Below are 21601 nucleotides of genomic sequence, written 5' to 3' on the forward strand. Positions count from 1 at the left end.
GTTCAGTTGCTCTCCTCAGGCAAAATCATCTGAATCCAGATCGTCCTCTTCTACCAGATCGGCATCAAGAGGCGCGAATTCGAGATCCGGCGCCAAATTCTGGGCCGCCATTTCTTCAGGTGGCAGGCCATAATCATCCAGTGCATGGTCCGTGACCTCACCCAGGCGGGCAGTCGGAAAAACCTGCATCGCGGCCTGCACCAGCGGATGAGCCTGCGCCGCCGCCCGGTGCAGCTGGATGATCTCGGCCCCCTGTTCGGCCAGGGTCGCTTCCCCTTCATCTTCCGACAGGCGCACCTGCCATGCAGGGTCGCCAGTACCTTCACGCAGCACGGTTTCCAGCCGCCGGGCAAGGCCGGGCAGGCTGTTACGCTCGATACGTATTTCGATCAGTGGCGGGGCGAAGGATACCAGATGCGTCGCATGCCGCAGGTGGCCATGCAGCATGGCATCTCGGCCGGAAACAAAGGCCACGGTCTCGCGCCACGTGCGCGGCGGGACGACCGGTTCCGGCGCGAGGGCGGTTTTCTCCACCCTTCCGGTCCGGGGTGCGGGCGTGCTTTCAACCTGCATGCCACCGTTGGCCACCATGCGGATTGCGCTGTTCCCCCCATCCGGATTCCCCCCGGTTACAGGGGAAGACGCGGCAACAGCCATGGGCGCGCCATGGCCATCACCCGCCGGTTCCGACACGCGCAGGGGGGCGGCCGCCGCATCCTGCCCCAGCACCTTGCGCACAAGGTCGCCCGGCGGCGGCAGATCGGCTACATAACACAGGCGGATCAGCACCATTTCGGCCGCCTGCCTGCGGTCAGGGGCCTGTTCCACTTCCGACAGGCCCTTGAGCAGCATCTGCCATGTCCGTCCCAGCACCGGCACGGGCACGCGTTCGGCCAAAGCCGCACCCCGCTGGCGCTCGGCTTCCGGCAGTTCGGGATTATCGCGTAGCGCCGGAATGGCCTTGATACGTGAAACCGTATGCACCAGCTCCAGCACATCGCTGAGCATCACGCCCAGATCACCGCCACGCACATAGACATCCGCCGTAATGGCCAGTGCCCGGTCGGGTTTTCCCTCCAGCACCGCATCCAGCAGGTCGAACACCAGCCCGCGATCCGCCAGCCCCAGCATACCCGCCACAAGGTCGACGCCGATGGGAGCCGCATCCGTGCCGCCTTCGCCATCCAGCGTGCCCTGGGCTATGGCCTGATCCAGCAGCGACAGCCCGTCACGCACCGACCCGTCGGCCGCACGTGCGATCAGCGACAGGGCATCAGGGGAAAAGCGGACATGTTCCGCCTGCGCCACCCGGTCGAAATGCGCGGCCAGTTCCACCTGCGGCACACGGCGCAGCGCGAAGGTCTGACAGCGTGACAGGACGGTGACCGGCACCTTGCGCAGTTCGGTTGTGGCAAAAATGAAGGTGACCTGCGCGGGCGGCTCCTCCAGCGTCTTGAGCAACGCGTTGAACGCATTGCGCGAGAGCATGTGCACTTCATCAATGATGAAGACCTTCATCCGCCCCTGCATGGGACGGAATCGCGTCGCCTCGATGATTTCGCGCACGTCATCGACGCCGGTGCGCGACGCGGCATCCATTTCCAGCACGTCGGGATGCCGGTCCGCCAGAATGGCGACGCAGTTGGGACAGACGCCACACGGGTCGGCCGTAGGGCCACCCTTGCCATCCGGCCCGGTGCAGTTCAGCGCGCGGGCGATGATGCGTGCCGTGGTGGTCTTGCCCACTCCCCGCACACCGGTCAGCATGAATGCATGCGCGACCCGGCCCAGTGCGAAGGCATTGCGCAGGATGCGGACAGTCGTTTCCTGTCCGATCAGATCATCAAAGGTCGTGGGGCGGTATTTGCGGGCCAGTACCCGATAGGGCGCCGCAGGGGCTGCATCCGGTGTTACGGGTGCGGGCGGCGGCCCTGCGTCACCAAAAAGTCCGGGGCCGTCTGCGGGCGGTGCAGGCAGCCCGGCCTCCTCGGAACGATCCTGATCCGACGGGACGGTCATTGATGCATCCGGGCTGGAGAAGTGGCGCGTGCGCCTGAAGCGCAACCGCGACACGGAAACTTTCGGGTGGAAGACCGGCCATAACCCGGACGAAACTCACTACGGCTGCTTCCTTCCGGACCTGACCAGGTTAGCAAGGTATCCGTCTACAACCGATCTCCCGAGCGGGTTCTAACACATACACCCGCCCCATGCACAAGGGGGCGACAGAAAAAATCGCGCGCCCGTCCACTTATTCCCCGACCGCGGCACCCGACTGGTGGCGCATGTCTGCCCCGCCATAATAACGGGCCTGCCCGACCTTCCCGATGCGCGGCCCGCCGGACAGGATGCTCTCGGCCAGGCCCCACGGGGCGTGTTCTTCAATATGGTAGCCCTCATGCGTCAGGATGCGCGTCACGGCGGGCGACAGCGCGCCGTGCTCCACCTGCACCACGTCGGGCTGCCACTGTTCATGGATGCGCGGCAGGTCAACCGCCTGCTGCACATCCAGCCCGTAATCCACCATGCCGGTCAGGACCGACAGGATGATGGTGGGAATGCGCGAGCCACCGGGGCTGCCCAGCACCATGACCGGCTGCCCATCGCGTGAGACAATGGTGGGCGCCATGGATGACAGCGGCGTCTTGCCCGGTGCGATGGCATTGGCAGCACTGCCAACGATGCCGAACATATTGGGTTCACCCGGACGGCTGGAGAAATCATCCATTTCGTCATTCATCACGATTCCGGTCCGGCCCGCCACGACCCCGGCCCCGAACCAGCCATTCAGGGTATAGGTCACGGCGACGGCGGTTCCGTCCTGATCCGCGATGGAATAATGGGTGGTTTCTTCCTTTTCCGGTTCCGCCGTACCTGGATGCAGGCTGACTGAGGGCACGGCGTGGTTGAGCGGCAGGTATTTGCGGACCTGCTGCGCATAGGCCGGGTCGGTCAGGTGGGCGACCGGATTGGTTACGAAAGCCGGGTCGCCAAGGTTCTGCCGGTCGGCATAGGCGTGGCGCATGGCCTCGACCTCGCGCTGCACGCTGGCCGCCGTATGCAGACCCAGGGCATGCATGTCGTAGCCCGACAGGATATTGAGCATTTCGCACAAGGCAACCCCGCCCCCGCTGGGGGGGGGCGCCGTGTCGATATGATAACCGCGATAGTCACACGACAGCGGGGCCATCATGCGCGTGTGGTAACTGGTGAAGTCCTTACGCGACAGGATACCGCCAGCCTTCTGGCTGCTTTTGACGATTTCCTTTGCAATCGGGCCATCATAGAATGCCCGCGCGCCATCATGCGCGATCCGTTCCAGCGTACGGGCCAGATCGGCCTGCACCAGCCGTTCGCCTGCCTCCAGCGGCGTACCATCGGGGTGCAGGAAGATCGCGCGCGCATACGGATCCTTCGCAAAAGCGGCGGTCGCGGTATGCAGCAGGTCAACGTCGCCCTGTTTCAGGATAAACCCGTCACGTGCAAGGGCGATGGCAGGCGCCATGACATCGGCACGCGGCAGCCTGCCCCAGCGGCCACGCACTTCCTCCATCCCCGCCACGGTGCCCGGCACTGCCACGGCCCGCCACCCGGTGATGGATGCCCCGGCAATGACGTGTCCCGATGCATCCTGATACATGGTGGGGGTCGCGGCATTTGGCGCGTGTTCACGGAAATCAACAAACGTCACATGCCCGTCCGGCGTGCGCAGGGTCATGAAGCCACCGCCGCCAATGTTTCCCGCTGCCGGATAGACCACGGCCATGGCATACCCCACGGCAACGGCGGCATCCACCGCATTGCCGCCGCGCGCCAGAATGTCCGCCCCAACATGGGATGCAATATCCTGCGCGCTGACCACCATCCCATGCCGTCCCGGCATGGGGGCAAGGCCCACGGCCTGTCCCGTTCGGGTGGTTTCAAAGGCCAGCGGGTCGGCAACTGCGGCCCGGCTGACATCCGGCATGCCGGTTACAAGACATGCAAAAAGGACCGCGCCGTACCGCAGGTTACGGGAAAAAGGCATGTTGGCTCCATTGCTGATGTCCGCTCCCCTTAATGTAATACTAAAGGGAACCAGTCCCTGGGACATCCTTCAATCATAAGAAGTTTTTTGGTGAAGCTTTTTTCAAAAACTTCAAGGAACACCGCCTTTTTTCAAAAAGGCGGCATCCAGAAACGTCTATGTTCCATCAACCGGATAAGGCGGGCAGCTATATCCCGCAGGCGAAAGGGTGAAAACCTCGCACCCGTCCTCGGTCACACCCAGCATATGCTCGAACTGGGCCGACAGGGAACGGTCGCGCGTGACGGCGGTCCACCCGTCTTCCAGGATCTTCACATCCGGACGCCCGGTGTTCAGCATCGGTTCGATGGTGAAGAACATGCCCGGACGCAGGATCAGCCCCTCACCGGGGCGGCCGTAATGCAGCACGTTCGGCGGGGCGTGGAAGGTGCGCCCGATTCCATGGCCACAGAAATCCTGCACGACCGAAAAACGGCGCGCTTCGGCATAGGTCTGGATGACATGCCCGATATCACCCAGCGTCGCCCCCGGCCGCACCGCGTCAATGGACAGCATAAGGGATTCGTACGTCGCCTCGATCAGCTTCTGGGCCTTGATGGGCACCTTGCCGACTGTGTACATGCGGCTGGTATCGCCAAACCAGCCATCAAGGATAACGGTCACATCGATATTCAGGATGTCACCATCCTTCAGTTCCCGATCACCCGGGATACCATGACAGACGACATGGTTGATCGAGATGCAGCTGGATGCCGGATATCCACGATAACCCAGCGTTGCAGGCACCGAACCGTTGGCGATCATGAAATCATGAATCAGCCTGTCCAGTGCGCCCGTGGTGACCCCGGCGCGCACATGCGGCGTGATCATGTCCAGCGTCCGTGCGGCAAGCTGGCCTGCGGCACGCATTCCGGCAAAATCCTCGGGCGAGTGGATCTGCACCCCGCCGCCGCGCATATCGCCTTCCATGGCGTTATCCTTTCCTGTGTTCGTCACATGACCACCCGCCCGCAGTCAGGAAAGGGACAACAGGAACGCGCCTGACCCGCATGCCAGCCGCGCTGGATGGATAATGTGATGCCTTCTATACAGCGCCCGGAACGCGCTGTCAGCTTCGCGCCTTCGCATGGGTATGCGTTGCATGGGCGACATGTCCCATGCCGACCAGATGCACACGTGCATGCACCACCGCGGGATGGACATGCACGACCGTGCCATGCCCCCGGCGAAGGCGGGTATAGGACGCGGGAATCGCGGATGCGTCGGCCACTTCGTCAGGCTGCACGGGGTTCAGCCGCATGGAAGCCAGGTGCACGTTGCGCGCACCATGCCGTGCCGCCATGGTACCGCCACCGGCGCGCGCCAGCAGCAGCGGACGCATTGCGGGACGGGTGACAGGGGCAACGCCTTCCGCCTCGAAACCACCATCCAGCAGGGCAGTCATGGTGGCATTGCGACGGTTATTGGACTTCGCCCCCATCACCACGCCGATCAGGCGCACGTTATCCCGCACGGCCGAGGTAACAAGGTTATGCCCTGCCACGGCAGTATAACCGGTCTTCAGCCCGTCCGCGCCGGGATAGGCACCCAGCATCGGGTCATGGTTGGGCACTTCATGCCCATGGAAATAGAAACCGGGCACCGCGAAATAATGGTAGTACTCGCCATAATCCACGATCAGGTGCCGCGCCAGCACCGCAAGATCACGCGCCGATGTCATCTGTTCCGGATTCGGCAGGCCGGAAGCATTGCGGAACACGGTGTCATACATGCCCAGCCGGCCGGCCTCGCGCGTCATCATCGCGGCAAAACGGGTTTCATCACCGCCGCCCAGGAATTCACCCAGTGCGCAGGCCGCGTCATTGGCGGATTTGGTGACCAGCGCCAGCACCGCCTGCTCCACCGTCAGGGTGCTGCCGGGCCGCAGCCCCAGCTTGGATGGTTCCATGGAGGCGGCATGGACCGACACCGGCATGGGCTGGTCCAGCGTGACCTGTCCCGTCCGCACGGCCTTGAAAGCCAGGTACAGCGTCATAAGTTTTGTCAGGCTGGCGGGATAACGTCGCAGGTCCGGGTCCTGCTGTGACACGACCGCCCCCGTGCGGGCATCCAGCACGATGGCGCTGACCTGCCCCACGTACTGGGCGCGGGCGGCGTGCATGCCGCCAAGGCCGACACACAGCCCGACGGTCGCGGTAACCTTCAGGCGGGAAAGACGGGACATGGGAATATGGCTCATGGAAGGGTGAAACCTGCGCGTGCGATGACAGTCATACGGCTTCCGAGCACACGGACATTACCCGGCGCCCCTCCATCCATTCATGGGTTGCTTGACTGCAACCATTCTAAAAGAAAGGTTTTCTATTCGTCCAGAGCGTATTTCCATGCCCGCCGAATGTGGCGGGCAGAAGGCTTCGGTTCGGGATTGTAAAAAAATCCTTGTATCCATGGCGCGCCACCCCTTCCAACTGACGGCAAAGTTCCAATATGGTACCTGTCATGTCTGCTATTGCTCGCCCTTCCCTGCCCCGCCCCGTGTCGTCACCCGAAATGGGTGGCACGTACCCGCACGGACATGGTGGCAACACGCCGCCACGCCGCAACGGTGGGCAGGATTCTCCCCCCGGCAATGACGACGGCATGATCGACGTTGTCATCCGCACCCGCCCACAGACCCGCAAGCCGGCGATGTACAAGGTGCTGATGCTGAACGACGATTATACCCCGATGGAATTCGTGGTGCATGTGCTGGAACGCTTTTTCCAGAAAAACCGCGAGGAGGCGACGGACATCATGCTGCACGTTCACAAACGTGGCGTCGGTGTATGCGGGGTCTTTACGTATGAGGTTGCGGAAACCAAAGTAACACAGGTGATGGACCTGGCGCGCCAGAACCAGCACCCGCTGCAATGCACCATCGAGAAGGACTGACCCCACGGACAAGCGCATCTTACCGCCCCCACCGCGATCCGATCGCGTTCCATGGCATTTTGTGCTGGCATTTCCACCACAACGGGGCAAGGATTGTCCCGACTTACCGGTTATGATCTCCGGGGCCCGGGTGGCCCCTCTTGGAAAAGGAGCGTCTCGGCATGTTGTCACGTAATCTTGAACAGACGCTTCACCGTGCGCTGACACTGGCCGGCGACCGTCGGCACGAATACGCAACGCTTGAACACCTCCTGCTCGCCCTGATCGATGACCCGGATGCCGTGACGGTATTCCGCGCCTGCGGGGTTGACCTGACCAAGCTGCGCACCGACCTGACCGATTTCCTTGACAAGGATCTCGCCGGGCTTGCCGCCGACCGTACCGTTGATCCCAAGCCGACCGCCGCATTCCAGCGCGTGATCCAGCGCGCCGCGATCCACGTGCAGTCCACCGGCCGGGACGAGGTAACGGGCGCAAATGTGCTGGTCGCCCTGTTTGCCGAACGCGAAAGCCACGCTGTCTATTTCCTGCAGCTGCAGGACATGACGCGGCTGGATGCGGTCAACTTCATCTCCCACGGTATCGCCAAGGCGCCCGACCGCTCCACGCGTCGGCCCGTCGCCGGTAGCGCGCCCGAAGGAAATGAAAACGAGGAACGCGGCAAGACCGGACAGAAAAGCCAGGATGCGCTGTCCACCTACTGCACCAACCTCAACGAGAAGGCGCAGGAAGGCAAGGTTGACCCGCTGATCGGCCGCGACTCCGAAATCGAACGCACGATCCAGATCCTGTGCCGCCGCACCAAGAACAACCCGCTGTATGTGGGTGACCCCGGCGTGGGCAAGACTGCCATTGCCGAAGGGCTGGCCAAGCGCATTGTCGAAGGTGACGTGCCGGAAGTGCTGCTCAATTCCACGATCTATTCGCTGGATATGGGCGCGCTGCTGGCGGGCACCCGCTACCGTGGTGATTTCGAGGAACGGCTGAAGGCGGTCGTGACCGAACTGGACAACAACCCCGGCTCCATCCTGTTCATTGACGAAATCCATACCGTCATTGGCGCGGGTGCGACATCGGGCGGGGCCATGGATGCGTCCAACCTGCTCAAGCCCGCCCTTGCCGCCGGCACGCTGCGCTGCATGGGTTCGACCACGTACAAGGAATACCGCCAGCATTTTGAAAAGGACCGCGCGCTGGTGCGCCGGTTCCAGAAGATCGACGTGGCGGAACCCTCGGTCGATGATGCGGTCAAGATCCTGCGTGGCCTGAAGGTCAATTACGAAAAGCATCACAAGGTGCGTTACACCGATGACGCGATCAAGGGTGCGGTGGAACTGTCCGCCAAGTACATCCATGACCGCAAGCTGCCCGACAAGGCCATCGACGTGATTGACGAAGTCGGTGCCTCGCGCATGCTGGTGCCCGAAAACCGCCGTCGCAAGACGGTCACACTGAAGGATGTCGAGGATATCGTCGCCAAGATCGCGCGCATCCCGCCCAAGAGCGTCTCGTCCGACGACAAGGAAACGCTGCGTTCGCTGGAACGTGACCTCAAGGGCATGGTCTATGGGCAGGACAAGGCGATCGAGGCCCTGACGGCCGCGATCAAGCTGTCGCGCGCCGGACTGCGTGATCCGGAAAAGCCGATTGGCAACTATCTGTTCTCCGGTCCCACGGGTGTCGGCAAGACGGAAGTGGCCAAGCAGCTTGCCAGCACGCTGGGAATCGAACTGATCCGCTTCGACATGTCGGAATACATGGAACGGCATTCGATTTCGCGCCTGATCGGTGCACCGCCGGGCTATGTCGGGTTTGACCAGGGTGGCCTGCTGACCGACGCCATTGACCAGCACCCGCATGCGGTCCTGCTGCTTGATGAAATCGAGAAAGCACATCAGGATCTGTATAACGTCCTGCTGCAGGTGATGGATCATGGGCGGCTGACCGACCATAATGGCAAGACGGTCGATTTCCGCAACGTGGTCCTGATCATGACCACCAATGCAGGCGCGGCCGACCTGAGCAAGGAGGCGATCGGTTTTGGCCGCACGTCACGCGAAGGCGAGGACGAGGATGCGATCAAGCGCCTGTTCACGCCGGAGTTCCGCAACCGTCTTGATGCGATCATTCCGTTCGCCAACCTGTCACCACATGTGGTTGACCGGGTGGTGGAGAAGTTCATCTTCCAGCTGGAAGCCCAGCTTGCGGACCGCAACGTGATGATTGAAATCTCGTCGGCTGCACGTGAATGGCTGGCGGAACGTGGGTATGACCGGCTGTATGGCGCACGTCCCCTGGGCCGTGTCATTCAGGAACACATCAAGAAGCCACTGGCGGAAGAACTGCTGTTTGGTAAGCTGACCAAAGGTGGCGTGGCCAAGATCACGCTCAAGGATGGCAAGCTGGACTTTGAATATATCTCGCATGCGGAAAACCCGTCCACTGAAGGGGACGAAGGCGACAGCACGCGGGAAGAAGAAGCCGCCGACTGACAAAGCCCTTATGGCTATCGCCTGAAAATGACAGGGACCAGAAATGGTCCCTGTTTTTTTGTACCCCTGCCCCGAAAGGAACCCCATGCTGACCGCCGCCATTTATGTTCCCGCCGCATTCGCGGAAATCTGCGGGTGTTTCTGTTTCTGGGCGTGGATGCGTCTGGGGCGTTCGGCGCTGGTTCTGGTGCCGGGCTGCCTGTCGCTGGTGCTGTTCGCATGGCTGCTGACGTTCAGCCCGGCTGACAATGCGGGCCGGGCCTATGCCATTTATGGGGGGGTCTATATCGCTGCCAGCCTGATCTGGTCATGGCTGGTGGAAAAGCTGCCGCCTGATCGCTGGGATATCGGGGGAGCCGCGATCTGCCTGGTGGGCGCAGCCATTATCCTGTTGGGCCCACGCGCCTGAATAACTTATTGATGGGAATACAATTTTTCAGTGAATCTGTTTTCAGAAAGCTTCAGGAAACACCGCCTTTTTGAAAAAAGGCGGTGCCCAAAACGTTTTTAAGATCTGAAACAGCCCTTACTGGTAACGGGTGCCGTTGACTGTCACATACCCCGCCACAGGCCAGGTACGACCGGTACCGTGATGGGTCCAGTCAATGCCCTGACTGCGCGCGTTATCGTAATAATACCGGCCCAGCACATCCGCCTGGTCACCCCTGGCCACCCACGGCCATGCAGGCGCGGACATACGGTCCAGATCGGACACGATGCGGATGGACACGCCATTACCGACATCAACATAGAAATAGCCATGAAGGCCGCTACGGGTCCGTTTTGACGCGGACACCGCGATTACGCGGCCACAGACATGCTCGACCCGATCAGGCTGGTCGCCCTGCTTACCTTCTGCCGCTTCAACGTCGGCCAGGAATTTGCGGTTATCACAGGTTTCCGGCACGGGGGTAGCGATAGCCTGGGTCTGCGCATTGTCCTTTTCACTGCCAGACTGCTGGTAGTCTTCCCCGGCCTGTTCCCGCCTGTGATGGTGATGGCGGCGTGCCTCGGCTGGTGCCATCAGCGCCCCCTGCACCGCAAGGACCGCCGCAAGCCCCATCATCCCACGTATATGCCAGCGCATTGCCGCCATGACTGTTCTCCATTCACACAAGATCACAATCTTTTGCGGGGTGTGGTCATACACGTCAATGAACGGCGTGATGGGTGGTCTGTGGGGCTTCCGCTTCAAGCTGCTTGCGGGCCTTCTCCATTTCCGCCTCCATGGCGGGATCGGATGCCGGCATTTTCAGATGCAGTTTTTCCAGCGCGTCAATAATGGCCTCGATCACCACCAGCCGTTCAAACCATTTCTGATCGGCCGGCACGACAAACCACGGCGCATCGGGGTGGGCGGTGCGCTTGATCGCCTCCTCGTACGCGCTCTGGTAATCATCCCAGTAATGCCGTTCATGGATATCGGCTGGCGAGAATTTCCAGTTCTTGGTGCGGTGGTCGATCCGGCGCAGGAAGCGCTTTCGCTGCTCCTCCTTCGACAGGTGCAGGAAGAACTTCAGCACAACCGTCCCCTGACGCGCCATATACTGCTCGAAATGGCTGATGTCCTCATAACGGTCCTGCCAGAATGTCGGCTTTTTACGTAAGGAGGCAGGCAGGCATTCATGGTCCAGCAGTTCGGGGTGTACCCGGGTGACCAGCACTTCCTCATAATGACTGCGGTTGAAAATGCCGATGCGCCCGGCCGCAGGAGCTGCCAGATGCTCGCGCCACAGGTAACCATGCGACAGTTCAACCGGACCGGGCTGCTTGAACGACGTTACGCTGACGCCCTGCGGGTTGATGCCGGACATGACATGCTTGATCACGCCATCCTTGCCCCCCGCATCCAGCGCCTGCAGCACGATCAGCACGGACCATGTGCCATTGGCGTACAGTACCGACTGCAGTTGCGACAGGCGGCGGATGCGTTCCTTCAGCAGCCGCTTGCCGGTTTTCTTGTCCAGCCCGCAGGCTTCCGCCGCCCGCGTGGGACAAGCCGCAAGGGAAAAATCATGTCCGCTACGCACAGCGAACTGGCGTGCCAGCGTGTTACTCATATTCTTGGTCTTGCGGGCCATGATCAGTCCTTCATCCCCCGCGCCACCGCAAGACCGCCTGCCGCCTGACAGACCGGCATCATCTCGATTTCATTGATATTGACGTGACGCGGCAATGACAGGACCCAGGCCACCGTCTCGGCAATATCCGCCGGTAGCAGCGGCTTTGTCCCTTCGTACACCGCTGCAGCCTTTGCATCGTCACGCAGGCGTACCTGGCTGAACTCACTCCCCCCGCACAAGCCGGGTTCAAGGTTCGTAACGCGCACATTATGACCCAGCAGGTCACAGCGCAGGTTGCGCATGAACTGCCTGACGAACGCCTTGGTCGCGCCATACACATTGCCACCGGTATAGGGATAGGTGCCAGCCGTGCTGCCAAGGGTCACGACATGCCCTCGATCACGCGCCACCATGCCGGGCAGCAGCACACGGGTCAGTTCGACCATGCCGGTCACGTTGGTGGAAATCATGGTCTGCCAGTTGGCGATTTCCGCGTCCTGCGCCTTTTCCATCCCCAGCGCCAGTCCGGCATTATTGACCAGCACGTCCACATCACGCCATCCATCGGGCAGGCTGCCCGGCAGGGCCGTGACCGCGCCCGCATCATCCATGTCCAGGCGGAAGGGCAGCAGGTCAGGCCCCAGCTCCGCCGCCAGCGCGTCAAGACGTTCACGCCTGCGGCCGGTTGCAATGACACGGTATCCATCATGCACAAGACGGTGGGCAATCGCCTTGCCGAATCCGGCTGTGGCACCGGTTACCAGTACGGTCTGCTTCATGATCGGTCTCCTTCCTGCATGGAACGGCAAGCCTTGCATATCGTGGGGCATCCGTCATTGAGAACAATCACGCCACGGGTAACACCTGAAATGGTTGCAAAGCAGGGCAAATCCGGTTCTATGGTGGTGTATGGCTTCCTTCGCGACAACTCCAGGCTGCAGCCTGACAGGCCACCTGCTTGTGGCCACTCCCGCCCTGACCGATCCCGCTTTCGCGCGCAGTGTCGTCTACCTGTGCGCCCATACGCCCGAGGACGGGGCCATGGGCCTTGTCGTCAACCGTCGCCTGTCCCAGCCTGTCCTTGATGATGTGCTGGAACAGCTTGGCATCGCCCCCGTACCACCCCGTCGCCGCATCAATCTGTGCGCGGGCGGTCCGATGGATAACGGGCGCGGATTCGTGCTGCATACATCGGACTGGAGCGGGGACGGCAGCCTGCCGGTTGACCGCACCACCACGCTTACGGCCAGTCTGGACGTACTGCGTGACATTGCCGATGGCAATGGTCCCGCCCATGCACTGCTGGCCATGGGGCACGCCAGCTGGGAGGCGGGACAACTGGAAGAAGAAATGCTGCACCATGACGCATGGATCGCAGCCCCGGCCACCGAAAACATCGTATTCGGGGCCGATCACAATGCCAAATGGCGGCAGGCGCTGGCCAGTGTGCGCATTGATCCCGCGTGGTACAGCGCCACCCCCGGCCACGCCTGACCGGCGACGACTGTCAGTTACCAGCGCAGGGACGGCACGCAGGCCACCGGTGCAAGCCCGGCGGCGGATGCTTCGGCCACTGCAAGGTCGTAATCCGGATTACGACCCTGTTCCCAGCTACCGCCCAGCATTTCCTGATGAATGCCGCCCAGCACCCAGCAGCCATCAATACCGGCAGTGGCTGCCCCGCGCATATCGGTCGCCAGCGCATCCCCCAGCGCCAGCACACGGTCACGCGGCATATCCAGCAATGACAGCGCCAGTCCGTACACTTCTGGATAGGGCTTGCCGATCCAGCGCACGTCACGGTCATGTTCCGCATACCAGCTTGCCATGGCGCCTGCACAGATCAGGCGTTGCGTGCCACGGATGACCTGCTGGTCCGGGTTGGCGCAGATCATGGGCAGGTTCTGCGCGGCACAGCGTTCAAGCAGCGGCAGGTAAGGGGCGATGTCCTCCTCCCCCAGTTCAGCATCCGGCCCGGTATTGAGAACGAAATCCGCATGAGCCGGGTCGGTGACCACATCAAGGTCCAGCCCGGCATAGACATCCACATCCTTTTCCGGGCCAAGATGGATCATGCGCCGCCCAAGGGCTGCGAACCACGGGTCATCGCGGCTGGCCAACATGCGGTGGGTGCATTCGCCACTGGTCATGATGGCGTCATACAGATCCGCACTGATCCCCATGCGGCGCAGGTTTGGTTCCACCGTTGCAGTCCGGCGCGGCGCATTGGACAGCAGCACGACACGACGACCGGCTTCGCGCAGGCGCTGCAGACATTCCAGAACGCCGGGATAGGGCTGCACGCCATTATGCACCACACCCCACAGGTCAAGGATGTAGCCGTCATAATCCCCGTTCAGCGTGGACAGCCCGTCATGCCATTTCATTTGAGAGCGGTTCCCTTGGCATCGGCCAGTGTCTCGAACCCTTCCGCACGCAGCGCGCGCAGGGTTTCGGCCTTCAGGCGCGCGATGATGCCTGGCCCGTCATAAACATAGGACGTGTAGATCTGCACAAGGTCGGCGCCCGCACGCACCCGGTCCACGATATCCGCACCGGTTTCGATCCCGCCACAGGCCACCAGCGCCACGCGGCCATTCGCCACCTGTGCCACGCGGGTCAGCATGTCCTGCGCCAGCGCGCGCAGCGGGCGTCCGGACAGGCCGCCGGTCTCGCTGGCATACGGGCTACGCAGTCCCGCCGGGCGGGAAATGGTTGTGTTGGAGACGATCAGCCCCTGCGCGCCACCGGCAATCGCGGCCTCGACCACTGCGGGCACATCATCATGCGCGATGTCGGGCGATATCTTGACCAGCAGCGGCGGCCGTTCGGGATGGGCGGTATTGATCGCGTCCAGAATACCCTTCAGCCGCGTGGCCTCCAGCAGGTCGCGCAGGCCCGGCGTGTTGGGCGATGACAGGTTGATGACGATGTAGTCGGCATAATGCTTAACCCGCCCGACCAGCATGGGATAATCGCGTTCGGGGTCCGCGCCGGTCTTGTTGATGCCAAGGTTCGCCCCAACCGGCACCTGCGCGCCCGGCGTGCGACGCGGGGATGACACGCGGTGCAGACGTGCCAGACGCACGGCAAAGCGGTCGATACCCTGATTATTGAAGCCCATGCGGTTGATGATGCCGCGGTCTTCCGTCAGCCGGAACAGGCGCGGCTGCGGGTTGCCTGGCTGCGGACGCGGGGTCACGGTCCCGGCTTCGACAAAACCGAAGCCCGAACGCGCCAGCGGGCGCACGACCAGCGCATTCTTGTCAAACCCCGCCGCCATGCCGATAGGGTTGGGAAAACGCAGGCCCATGGCCCGCACCGACAGCGCCGGGTCATCTTTCCCGGGGCAGGATACCCCACCCAGTCCAAGCTGCAGGGCATCAAGGGCGACACGATGGGCGGTCTCGGGTTCCAGACGCCGCATGAGCGGCAGGATCATACGCGACATAATATTCATGACTGGGATTGTTGCCGCAATTCAGCGTCGGGGGAAAGGGGCAACTAACCGTGCGCGGGCTTTGTCGCGTCCACGGGCCCATGTACATCGGTGGGAAAGCGGATCAGGTAATAGGGTGGCACCCGCAGGTCATGCCCGCCATTCAGCCCTCCCAGACGGTTCCACTGTCCCAGCGTGCAGTAAACCATGTCGCCATCAACGAATATTCCGTCAGGCGAGAGAATGCGCGGATCATGCACCATGGTATCGAACGTGCCATCGGCATTACGGCGGAAAATGGCGTCATGTTCGAAATTGGTGGTGTAGATGCGACCTTTTGCATCAGTGGCCAGACCATCAGCCACGCCCTTTTCCCCAAGATCGCGGATACCGGCGGCAAGTTGCACATCGGTTTTGGAAAAATCGGCCAGCAGGTCGGTGGGAATACTGTACAGCCGCCTGCTGGTCAGGGGGCTGTAATACAGCGTGGTGCTGTCCGGGGACAGGGTAATGCCGTCAACTCCACCCCAGACAAAGGCGGGCGGGTGCTGGGGGGGATCGAACACCAGAGGCCGTCCCTCCACCACTGCCATGAAGGGGCGCTCCGCCTTGATGGAGGGATGATCCGCCAGCACCCTGCGCTGCCGGCCTGTTGCGATATCCACCACCACAAGGGCAGGCGAGAGACCAAAGGAGGAATCGGTCACGTACACCGTGCCCTGCGCCCCATGCGTCAGGTCCACCCGCAGGTCGTTCATGTGACTATCCGCAAGCAGGGTCGGCGCATGCAGGATGATGCTGGCGAAGATCCGGTCCGTTTCGGGGTCAATGCCGATAACCTTCGCCGCCCCTGGTGCCAGTGGCTGTCCCGCCAGCTTACCATCATCAATGGCCCATAACCGTCCCCGCGCATCCGTCGTCATGCCATGCACGGACATGAGACGGTTTGCAGGCGGCTGATCGGACGGCATGCTGTGCGTTACATCGGGATAGGGATACAGCTTTCCGTCCTTCAGTTCCGCAAGGGTCGCCCCACGATGATTGACCGCGTGGCGGGGAAAGCCCACGAATATGCGCCCATGCGTCACCGCGATACCCGACGGGCCGGGACCATCAAACCGGGCCACGATGTCAAACGGGCCTGACGGGGCCACGCCATGATCACGGTTGGTGGCATCCCGCGCGGGTTCAGCCGCACGGGCGACACCGCCCATACCCATGGACAATGGCAGGATGGCACGGAACAGGTCACGCCTGTGCATGGACATGGTCATCGTCTTCCCCGGTGCTGGCTTGTACGACCATTCATGCAAGTCCGGGGAACAAGGGCAATCGGCCCCGTCCCCGCACATGCTTCACAATCAGTTCATGGGCAGGGAGACGGGCGGATGTTCGGGCGACAGGGTGCGCCGTATCCGCGCGACATCCGCAACCGTTACCGCAGGCGCGTCATTTCCCCATGCCGCACGGATGAAGGTGACGGTATCCGCCACGGTCTTATCGTCCATACGCGTGGCAAACCCGGGCATGACAAAGGCGGAGGGCGCCTGCCGCGTGGCGCGCAGGGTATTTCCCTCCAGCACGATACGGATCAGGGAGTCGGGTCTGGGGTCCATGACCACCGGGTTGCCCGCCAGTGGCGGGAACGTGGTGGGATAACCACGACCGTCGGTACGGTGACAGGCAGCACAGCTATCGACATAGGCACGGGCGCCACGGGCAGAAACATCACCCGCGCGCAGGGCATCGGTTACCGCAGGGTCATAGATCCAGCCCTGCGCCACAGCGGGCGCGGTGGGTGACAGGGTCTTGAGGTAGCGTGCGATCGCCAGCCGGTCATCGTCCGTCATATGCTGCGTGCCATGGCCGATGGCATCCGTCATGCCGCCAAATGCCGCCCCCAGCGGCATGCGCCCGGTGGCCAGAAAACGCACGATATCATGTTCGTTCCACCGTCCCAGTCCGGTGCGGTTTTCGCCGCGCAGGCTGACGGGACGCCAGCCATCCACCGCATCGCCCCCCGACAGGTACAATGGCCCGTCCACCGCCGTCAGGGCCTTTTCCTGCATGGTCAGGGCACGTGGCGTATGACATGCACCGCAATGACCCGGTCCTTCGACCAGATAGCTGCCACGGGCCACCAGCGGGTCGGCAAAGGTGCGGCGATCCATGTCGCGCAACGCCGCCTTCGGATCAGGAGCAAACAGCATACGCCAGATGGAAAGCGGCCAGCGCATGGACATGGGCCACGACATGCCATCCTGCACCACCGCGTGCGGAACAGGCTTCACGCCCTGCATGAAATAGACATACAGCACATGCACGTCCGCATCCGTCAGGCGTGCATATGACGGATAGGGCATGGCCGGGTACAGCGTGGCCCCGTCACGGCGGATGCCCCGACGCAGGGCACGACTGAATTCGGCCTCGGAATACTGGCCGATACCGGTCTGCCGGTCAGGGGTGATGTTGGGGGCATACAGCGTGCCGGTCGGCAGATGAAAGGCCATGCCCCCCGCAAAGGGCGCGCCGCCAGGCACGGTGTGACAGGCTGCGCAATCAGCCGCGCGGGCCATGTATTCCCCGCGCGTGATCGCATCATCCCCGGCCTGATCATATGCCTGATGATCCTGTGCCATATCCTGCGCCCGTGCCGGTGGCGTCCCCATCACCACCGCCGTCAGTATGCCAGCCAGCAGGCACAGCCGCTTTCCCCACACCATGACCCTCATCCCGCCAGCGGCCCGGGATGGGCAAGGTAGGTCGCGCGGATATGATGGGCCGCCCAGTACGCCAGCGCCGCAACCATGCCGGTCGGGTTGTAGCCTGTTCCCTGTGGAAAAGCGTTCGCCCCGATCACGAACACATTATGCACATCCCACGACTGCAGGTAGCGGTTGAGCGCGCTTGTCCCCGGATCACTGCCCATCACGGCCCCGCCACCCAGGTGGGTGGTCTGGTACTGACGGGTGTCGAACGGCTTGCCGAATTCGCGCCGGGTCAGGTTGACACGCCGCGCGCCCATAGCTTTTGCCACGTCGCCGATCCTGTCCACCACATAGCGGTTCATGCGGATGTCGTTGTCTTTCCAGTCAAACGTCATGCGTAACAGGGGCTGCCCGCAGGCGTCCTTCCATGTCGGATCAAGATCGAGGTACACGTCCCGATAGGCCATGTTCGCCCCGTGGGCATCAATGCGCAGGGAATGACGGTAGGTGTCGATCATGCCCGCCTTCCACGCACTGCCCCAGCGCGGCGTGCCCGGCGGTCCACCGGAATGGGCGGCTGCAATCGCCTTCACGCCCGCCTGGTTCACCCAGACCGGCGATCCCCCTACGAAACCCAGCGGCCCATGGTCGAAATTCTCGCTGTTGAAATCATCAAACGCGACGCCACCGCCGCCTGCGCCGATATACTGGTTGGTATCAATACCGCGATCGAGCCAGACATTGCTGGTCGTCACGTTCTGATAGACAAAATTGCGTCCCACCACCCCTTCGTTACGTACGGGATCATAAGGTTTGCCGATGCCTGACAGCAGCATGAGCCGGACATTATGGAACTGGAACGCAGTCAGGATCACCATATCCGCAGGCTGGGTCACCACCTTGCCGTCAGGGTCGATATAGGTCACGCCGGTCGCACGCCTGCCATCCGTGTCCAGTTCCACCTTCAGCACATGACAGCCCGCGCGCAGTTCAAACAGCGGGTGCCGCCGCAGCACCGGCAGGATATTCACGTTGGGCGATGCCTTGGAATACATGTAACAGGCATACCCGCTGCAATAACCACAGAAATTGCATGGCCCCATCTGCACGCCGTACGGGTTGATGTACTGCCGCGACGCATTGGCCGCAGGCAGGGAATAGGGATGGAAGCCCACTTCTTCCGCCGCCTTGCGGAACAGATGGGCAGTATAGACATCCTTCAGCGCGGGCAGCGGGAAATGGTCGGAACGCGAGGGGGAAAACACATTCCCCTTCCCCACGACCTGTCCCTTGACCATGTAGGCTTCGCCCGATGTGCCAAATACCTTTTCCGCCTTGTCGAAAAAGGGTTCCAGTTCCTCATAACTGACGCCGTAATCCTGAAGGTTCATGCCTTCGGGAATGAATTTGGCGCCGTATTTCTCGATCACGCGCGTGCGCAGGCGCAGGTCATCGGGCGGCATACGGAAATGCACGCCAGACCAGTGCAGGCCCGCGCCCCCCACGCCCTCACCGGGCAGGAAGGCGGCCATGCGGCGATAGGGCAGCGCCGTCTGCTGGCTGTTGTTGCGGATGGTGACGGTGTTTTTTGACAGGTCCTGAAACAGTTTATAGCGGAAATTGGCCTCCAGTTCGTCAATCGAGGCGGGATAGGCCCCATCCGCCGCCGTGCTGCGGTCCGGCCCGCGTTCCAGCATGACGACCGACCGCCCGGCCTCGGTCATTTCCTTGGCCATGATGGACCCGGCCCAGCCACCGCCCACGATCACCACATCAACCGGGTGCAGCCTGCGTGCGTCGTCGCTCATGCCGTTTCTCCCGATATGGACACACTGCCCAGCGGGTAATGCACGCCGTAGCGGTCCACCCAGTCCATGAAATCCGCCCGCGCACCGGGAAAGCCGAGCATGGTCCAGCCGCCAAGCCCGGTATTGCCGCCATGGATGGGGTCCGAAAACGCGCCTTCCATCACATTGGCCAGCAACTGGTCAAAGAACACGGACGATGGCAGGTCGCCAAAGGTCATGCCACCATTTTCCGCCCCACGCAGCAGGTCATCCTGCAATGCGGGCGCAAGGTCCGCGAACGGCCTGCCATGGCGGGTGGCGGCGTGGCCGTTCATGCCCGCAATCCCGCGCCGGTACAGGTCACGCGGGGCATGGGGCAGCTGGTAGCCAAGGTTGTCCGGCCCCTGCACGAAGGGGGCCTGCATGTACCACTGCGCCCCATGGGCGTAGGGGGTGTCCATCTGCATGTCGATGAAACGTGGCACATCCAGCGCCACTGCGCCGGGACCGTTTGCATCAGCCGGGATCAGACGGTCGCACGCAGCGATCAGGAAAGCCCATTCGGCGGGATTGAAGAAACGCGGGACATAGGGTGCGGGGGGACTGGAATGGGCCGGAAGGGAGGCAAGAACCGTACTGCATGCAGCAATCCCTGCCAGTCCCTGCATGAACCGCCGCCGCGACGAAGTGAACCGTAAATCACTGATACCCAAAAACGCCTACCTGCTGTGCCATGTCATTGCTGCTCCGAACGCTCACTATATCCGTGAGGTCTGGATAAATGCCTAGACCATTTTTTCGACATATTGATTAATGCAAGAAATATTGATCACGAAAAAATGGATGGCGGACAGGCCTTTCCACATGCCTTGCAGCATCCTGAAACGCCTGTTCCAACAGACTGCGGATCATAGGGAAATTTTTGGTAAAGCTTTTGTCAAAAAGCTTCAAAGGACACCGCAATTGTTGAAAAGAGGCAGAACTCGGAACTTTTATTATTTTACATCAACACGTTAATTTTAAAAGATCGCTGATACAGGCCGTACTCTTGACCCGTTGCGGGGCGCACCATATCCACGCAGGCATGCGCTCTGCTCTTTTTTTCATGTTACGAAACCTTGGCATCACCTGCATCGCATCGGTAACCGACATGGCCGTAGGTTATCCACAGGCGCTGGTGCGCCGTGTCGGGCATCCGGTCATGTGGATCGGGGGGCTGATCGGCATGCTGGACCGGCGCCTCAATACACCAGACACCACTCCGGCACGACGCCGGGCCAACGGTTTTGTGGCCAGTGTGCTGATTGTATCCGTGCCCACGGCAACCGCCATGCTGGTGGATCGCGCCATCCGGCGTATCCTGCCCCGGTGGCTGGCACTGCCGCTGACGGCGGTACTGGCCAGTTCCCTTGTCGCCCAGCGTTCACTGCATGACCATGTCGAGGCCGTGGCGATACAGGCACATGACAGCCTGCCCGCCGCCCGGCGTGCGGTCTCCCATATTGTAGGCCGTGACCCCGAACAGCTGGATAAGGCAGGTGTGCTGCGGGCCGCGACCGAAACACTGGCCGAAAACTTTTCCGATGGCATCGTCGCCCCCCTGCTGTGGATGGCTGCAGGCGGGCTGCCGGGCGCGGTCTTTTACAAATCGGTCAACACGGCTGACAGCATGATCGGCCACCGCACGCCCCGGCATGCAGCCTTTGGTTACGCGGCGGCAAAGCTGGATGACCTGGTCAACCTGCCCGCATCCCGCCTGTCGGCGCTGTGGCTCATCCTTGCCGCCCTGACCCTGAAGGGCATGAGCGCACGGGACGCCTTGCGCATTCTGTGGCGCGACGCCCGCCACCACCGATCCCCCAATGCCGGTTGGCCCGAAGCCGCGATGGCGGGCGCGCTGGGCATACGTCTGTCCGGTCCGCGCGCCTATAACGGTGTCAGCGTGACGGAACCATGGGTGGGCGATGGGCCAGCCGCGTTGCGTCCTGCCGACCTGCACCGGGCCCTTGCGCTGTACCGTCGCGCCTGCCTGCTCCAGACCGTGGCGGGATTTTCAGCAGTGGGCATGCTTGCCCGTCACCTGTTCGCTCGCAGGCGTTGAAAGACTGTTTAAAAAAACAACTCATCGATCAAAAAAACAATAAAAGTTTTGGA

Annotated in this window: 18 protein-coding genes and 1 other RNA gene; 5 read left to right on the plus strand and 14 right to left on the minus strand. The window is 62.1% G+C overall.

Annotated features, from left to right (window positions below; genetic code table 11):
• Positions 1-15 precede the first annotated feature (15 nt).
• The 5 genes from ACE2AA_RS08405 to ACE2AA_RS08425 all read right to left on the minus strand — a co-directional run bounded on the left by ACE2AA_RS08405 (position 16) and on the right by ACE2AA_RS08425 (position 6266).
• Positions 16-2019: a DNA polymerase III subunit gamma/tau gene (locus ACE2AA_RS08405; RefSeq protein WP_395369416.1), complete on the minus strand. Its 2004-nt coding sequence runs from the start codon at positions 2017-2019 to the stop codon at positions 16-18.
• A gap of 66 nt (positions 2020-2085) precedes the next feature.
• Positions 2086-2180: signal recognition particle sRNA small type (gene ffs / locus ACE2AA_RS08410), an RNA gene on the minus strand.
• A 71-nt stretch (positions 2181-2251) separates the two neighbouring features.
• Entirely contained in the window at positions 2252-4027 is a 1776-nt protein-coding gene (ggt, locus tag ACE2AA_RS08415; protein WP_141300680.1) for a gamma-glutamyltransferase, read from the minus strand.
• 156 nt (positions 4028-4183) lie between these two features.
• A complete protein-coding gene (gene map / locus ACE2AA_RS08420; RefSeq protein ID WP_395372163.1) occupies positions 4184-4996 on the minus strand; it encodes a type I methionyl aminopeptidase in 813 nt (270 codons plus the stop codon).
• 139 nt (positions 4997-5135) lie between these two features.
• On the minus strand, positions 5136-6266 hold the full coding sequence (locus ACE2AA_RS08425; protein WP_395369417.1) for a D-alanyl-D-alanine carboxypeptidase family protein: 1131 nt from the start codon (positions 6264-6266) through the stop codon (positions 5136-5138).
• Positions 6267-6577: 311 nt separating this feature from the next.
• Between ACE2AA_RS08425 and clpS the strand changes: the two genes are divergently transcribed.
• From clpS to ACE2AA_RS08440, 3 genes are all read left to right on the plus strand, one after another.
• Positions 6578-6958, plus strand: coding sequence for an ATP-dependent Clp protease adapter ClpS (gene clpS / locus ACE2AA_RS08430; protein WP_026019524.1), 381 nt, complete (start codon positions 6578-6580; stop codon positions 6956-6958).
• Positions 6959-7119: 161 nt separating this feature from the next.
• Entirely contained in the window at positions 7120-9450 is a 2331-nt protein-coding gene (gene clpA, locus ACE2AA_RS08435; protein ID WP_141260711.1) for an ATP-dependent Clp protease ATP-binding subunit ClpA, read from the plus strand.
• 85 nt (positions 9451-9535) lie between these two features.
• On the plus strand, positions 9536-9859 hold the full coding sequence (locus ACE2AA_RS08440; RefSeq protein WP_141260712.1) for a YnfA family protein: 324 nt from the start codon (positions 9536-9538) through the stop codon (positions 9857-9859).
• 117 nt (positions 9860-9976) lie between these two features.
• Here ACE2AA_RS08440 and ACE2AA_RS08445 read toward each other — a convergent pair whose 3' ends face one another.
• Genes ACE2AA_RS08445 through ACE2AA_RS08455 form a run of 3 tightly spaced genes read right to left on the minus strand, consistent with a single transcriptional unit; the run spans position 9977 to position 12292 of the window.
• On the minus strand, positions 9977-10546 hold the full coding sequence (locus ACE2AA_RS08445) for a hypothetical protein (RefSeq protein WP_395369419.1): 570 nt from the start codon (positions 10544-10546) through the stop codon (positions 9977-9979).
• A 55-nt stretch (positions 10547-10601) separates the two neighbouring features.
• On the minus strand, positions 10602-11531 hold the full coding sequence (locus tag ACE2AA_RS08450) for a polyphosphate kinase 2 family protein (protein WP_395369420.1): 930 nt from the start codon (positions 11529-11531) through the stop codon (positions 10602-10604).
• Between the two features lie 2 nt (positions 11532-11533).
• Entirely contained in the window at positions 11534-12292 is a 759-nt protein-coding gene (locus ACE2AA_RS08455; protein ID WP_141260715.1) for an SDR family NAD(P)-dependent oxidoreductase, read from the minus strand.
• 130 nt (positions 12293-12422) lie between these two features.
• On the opposite strand from ACE2AA_RS08455, the gene ACE2AA_RS08460 reads away from it, so the two are divergent.
• Complete coding sequence (locus ACE2AA_RS08460; protein ID WP_141260716.1) at positions 12423-13007, plus strand: YqgE/AlgH family protein; 585 nt, start codon at positions 12423-12425, stop codon at positions 13005-13007.
• A 17-nt stretch (positions 13008-13024) separates the two neighbouring features.
• Here ACE2AA_RS08460 and ACE2AA_RS08465 read toward each other — a convergent pair whose 3' ends face one another.
• From ACE2AA_RS08465 to ACE2AA_RS08490, 6 genes are all read right to left on the minus strand, one after another.
• The gene (locus ACE2AA_RS08465; protein ID WP_141300684.1) at positions 13025-13900 is read right to left on the minus strand and encodes a TIGR01459 family HAD-type hydrolase; all 876 of its coding nucleotides are present in this window, start codon (positions 13898-13900) and stop codon (positions 13025-13027) included.
• Positions 13897-14973: a quinone-dependent dihydroorotate dehydrogenase gene (locus ACE2AA_RS08470; RefSeq protein WP_141300686.1), complete on the minus strand. Its 1077-nt coding sequence runs from the start codon at positions 14971-14973 to the stop codon at positions 13897-13899. Before ACE2AA_RS08470 ends, ACE2AA_RS08465 begins: the two co-directional genes overlap by 4 nt.
• Positions 14974-15017: 44 nt before the next feature.
• Positions 15018-16226 (minus strand): L-dopachrome tautomerase-related protein, encoded by a 1209-nt coding sequence (locus ACE2AA_RS08475; RefSeq protein ID WP_395369422.1) that lies wholly within the window; start codon positions 16224-16226, stop codon positions 15018-15020.
• 87 nt (positions 16227-16313) lie between these two features.
• On the minus strand, positions 16314-17621 hold the full coding sequence (locus ACE2AA_RS08480) for a c-type cytochrome (RefSeq protein ID WP_395372164.1): 1308 nt from the start codon (positions 17619-17621) through the stop codon (positions 16314-16316).
• Between the two features lie 59 nt (positions 17622-17680).
• Positions 17681-19468, minus strand: a complete 1788-nt coding sequence (locus ACE2AA_RS08485; RefSeq protein WP_141300690.1) for a GMC family oxidoreductase — start codon at positions 19466-19468, stop codon at positions 17681-17683.
• Positions 19465-20115, minus strand: coding sequence for a gluconate 2-dehydrogenase subunit 3 family protein (locus ACE2AA_RS08490; protein ID WP_395369423.1), 651 nt, complete (start codon positions 20113-20115; stop codon positions 19465-19467). Before ACE2AA_RS08490 ends, ACE2AA_RS08485 begins: the two co-directional genes overlap by 4 nt.
• 380 nt (positions 20116-20495) lie before the next feature.
• Between ACE2AA_RS08490 and cbiB the strand changes: the two genes are divergently transcribed.
• The gene (gene cbiB / locus ACE2AA_RS08495; protein WP_395369425.1) at positions 20496-21548 is read left to right on the plus strand and encodes an adenosylcobinamide-phosphate synthase CbiB; all 1053 of its coding nucleotides are present in this window, start codon (positions 20496-20498) and stop codon (positions 21546-21548) included.
• Positions 21549-21601: the final 53 nt, after the last annotated feature.

This window comes from Komagataeibacter diospyri, from assembly GCF_043995075.1.
GTDB classification, from domain to species: Bacteria; Pseudomonadota; Alphaproteobacteria; order Acetobacterales; family Acetobacteraceae; genus Komagataeibacter; species Komagataeibacter diospyri.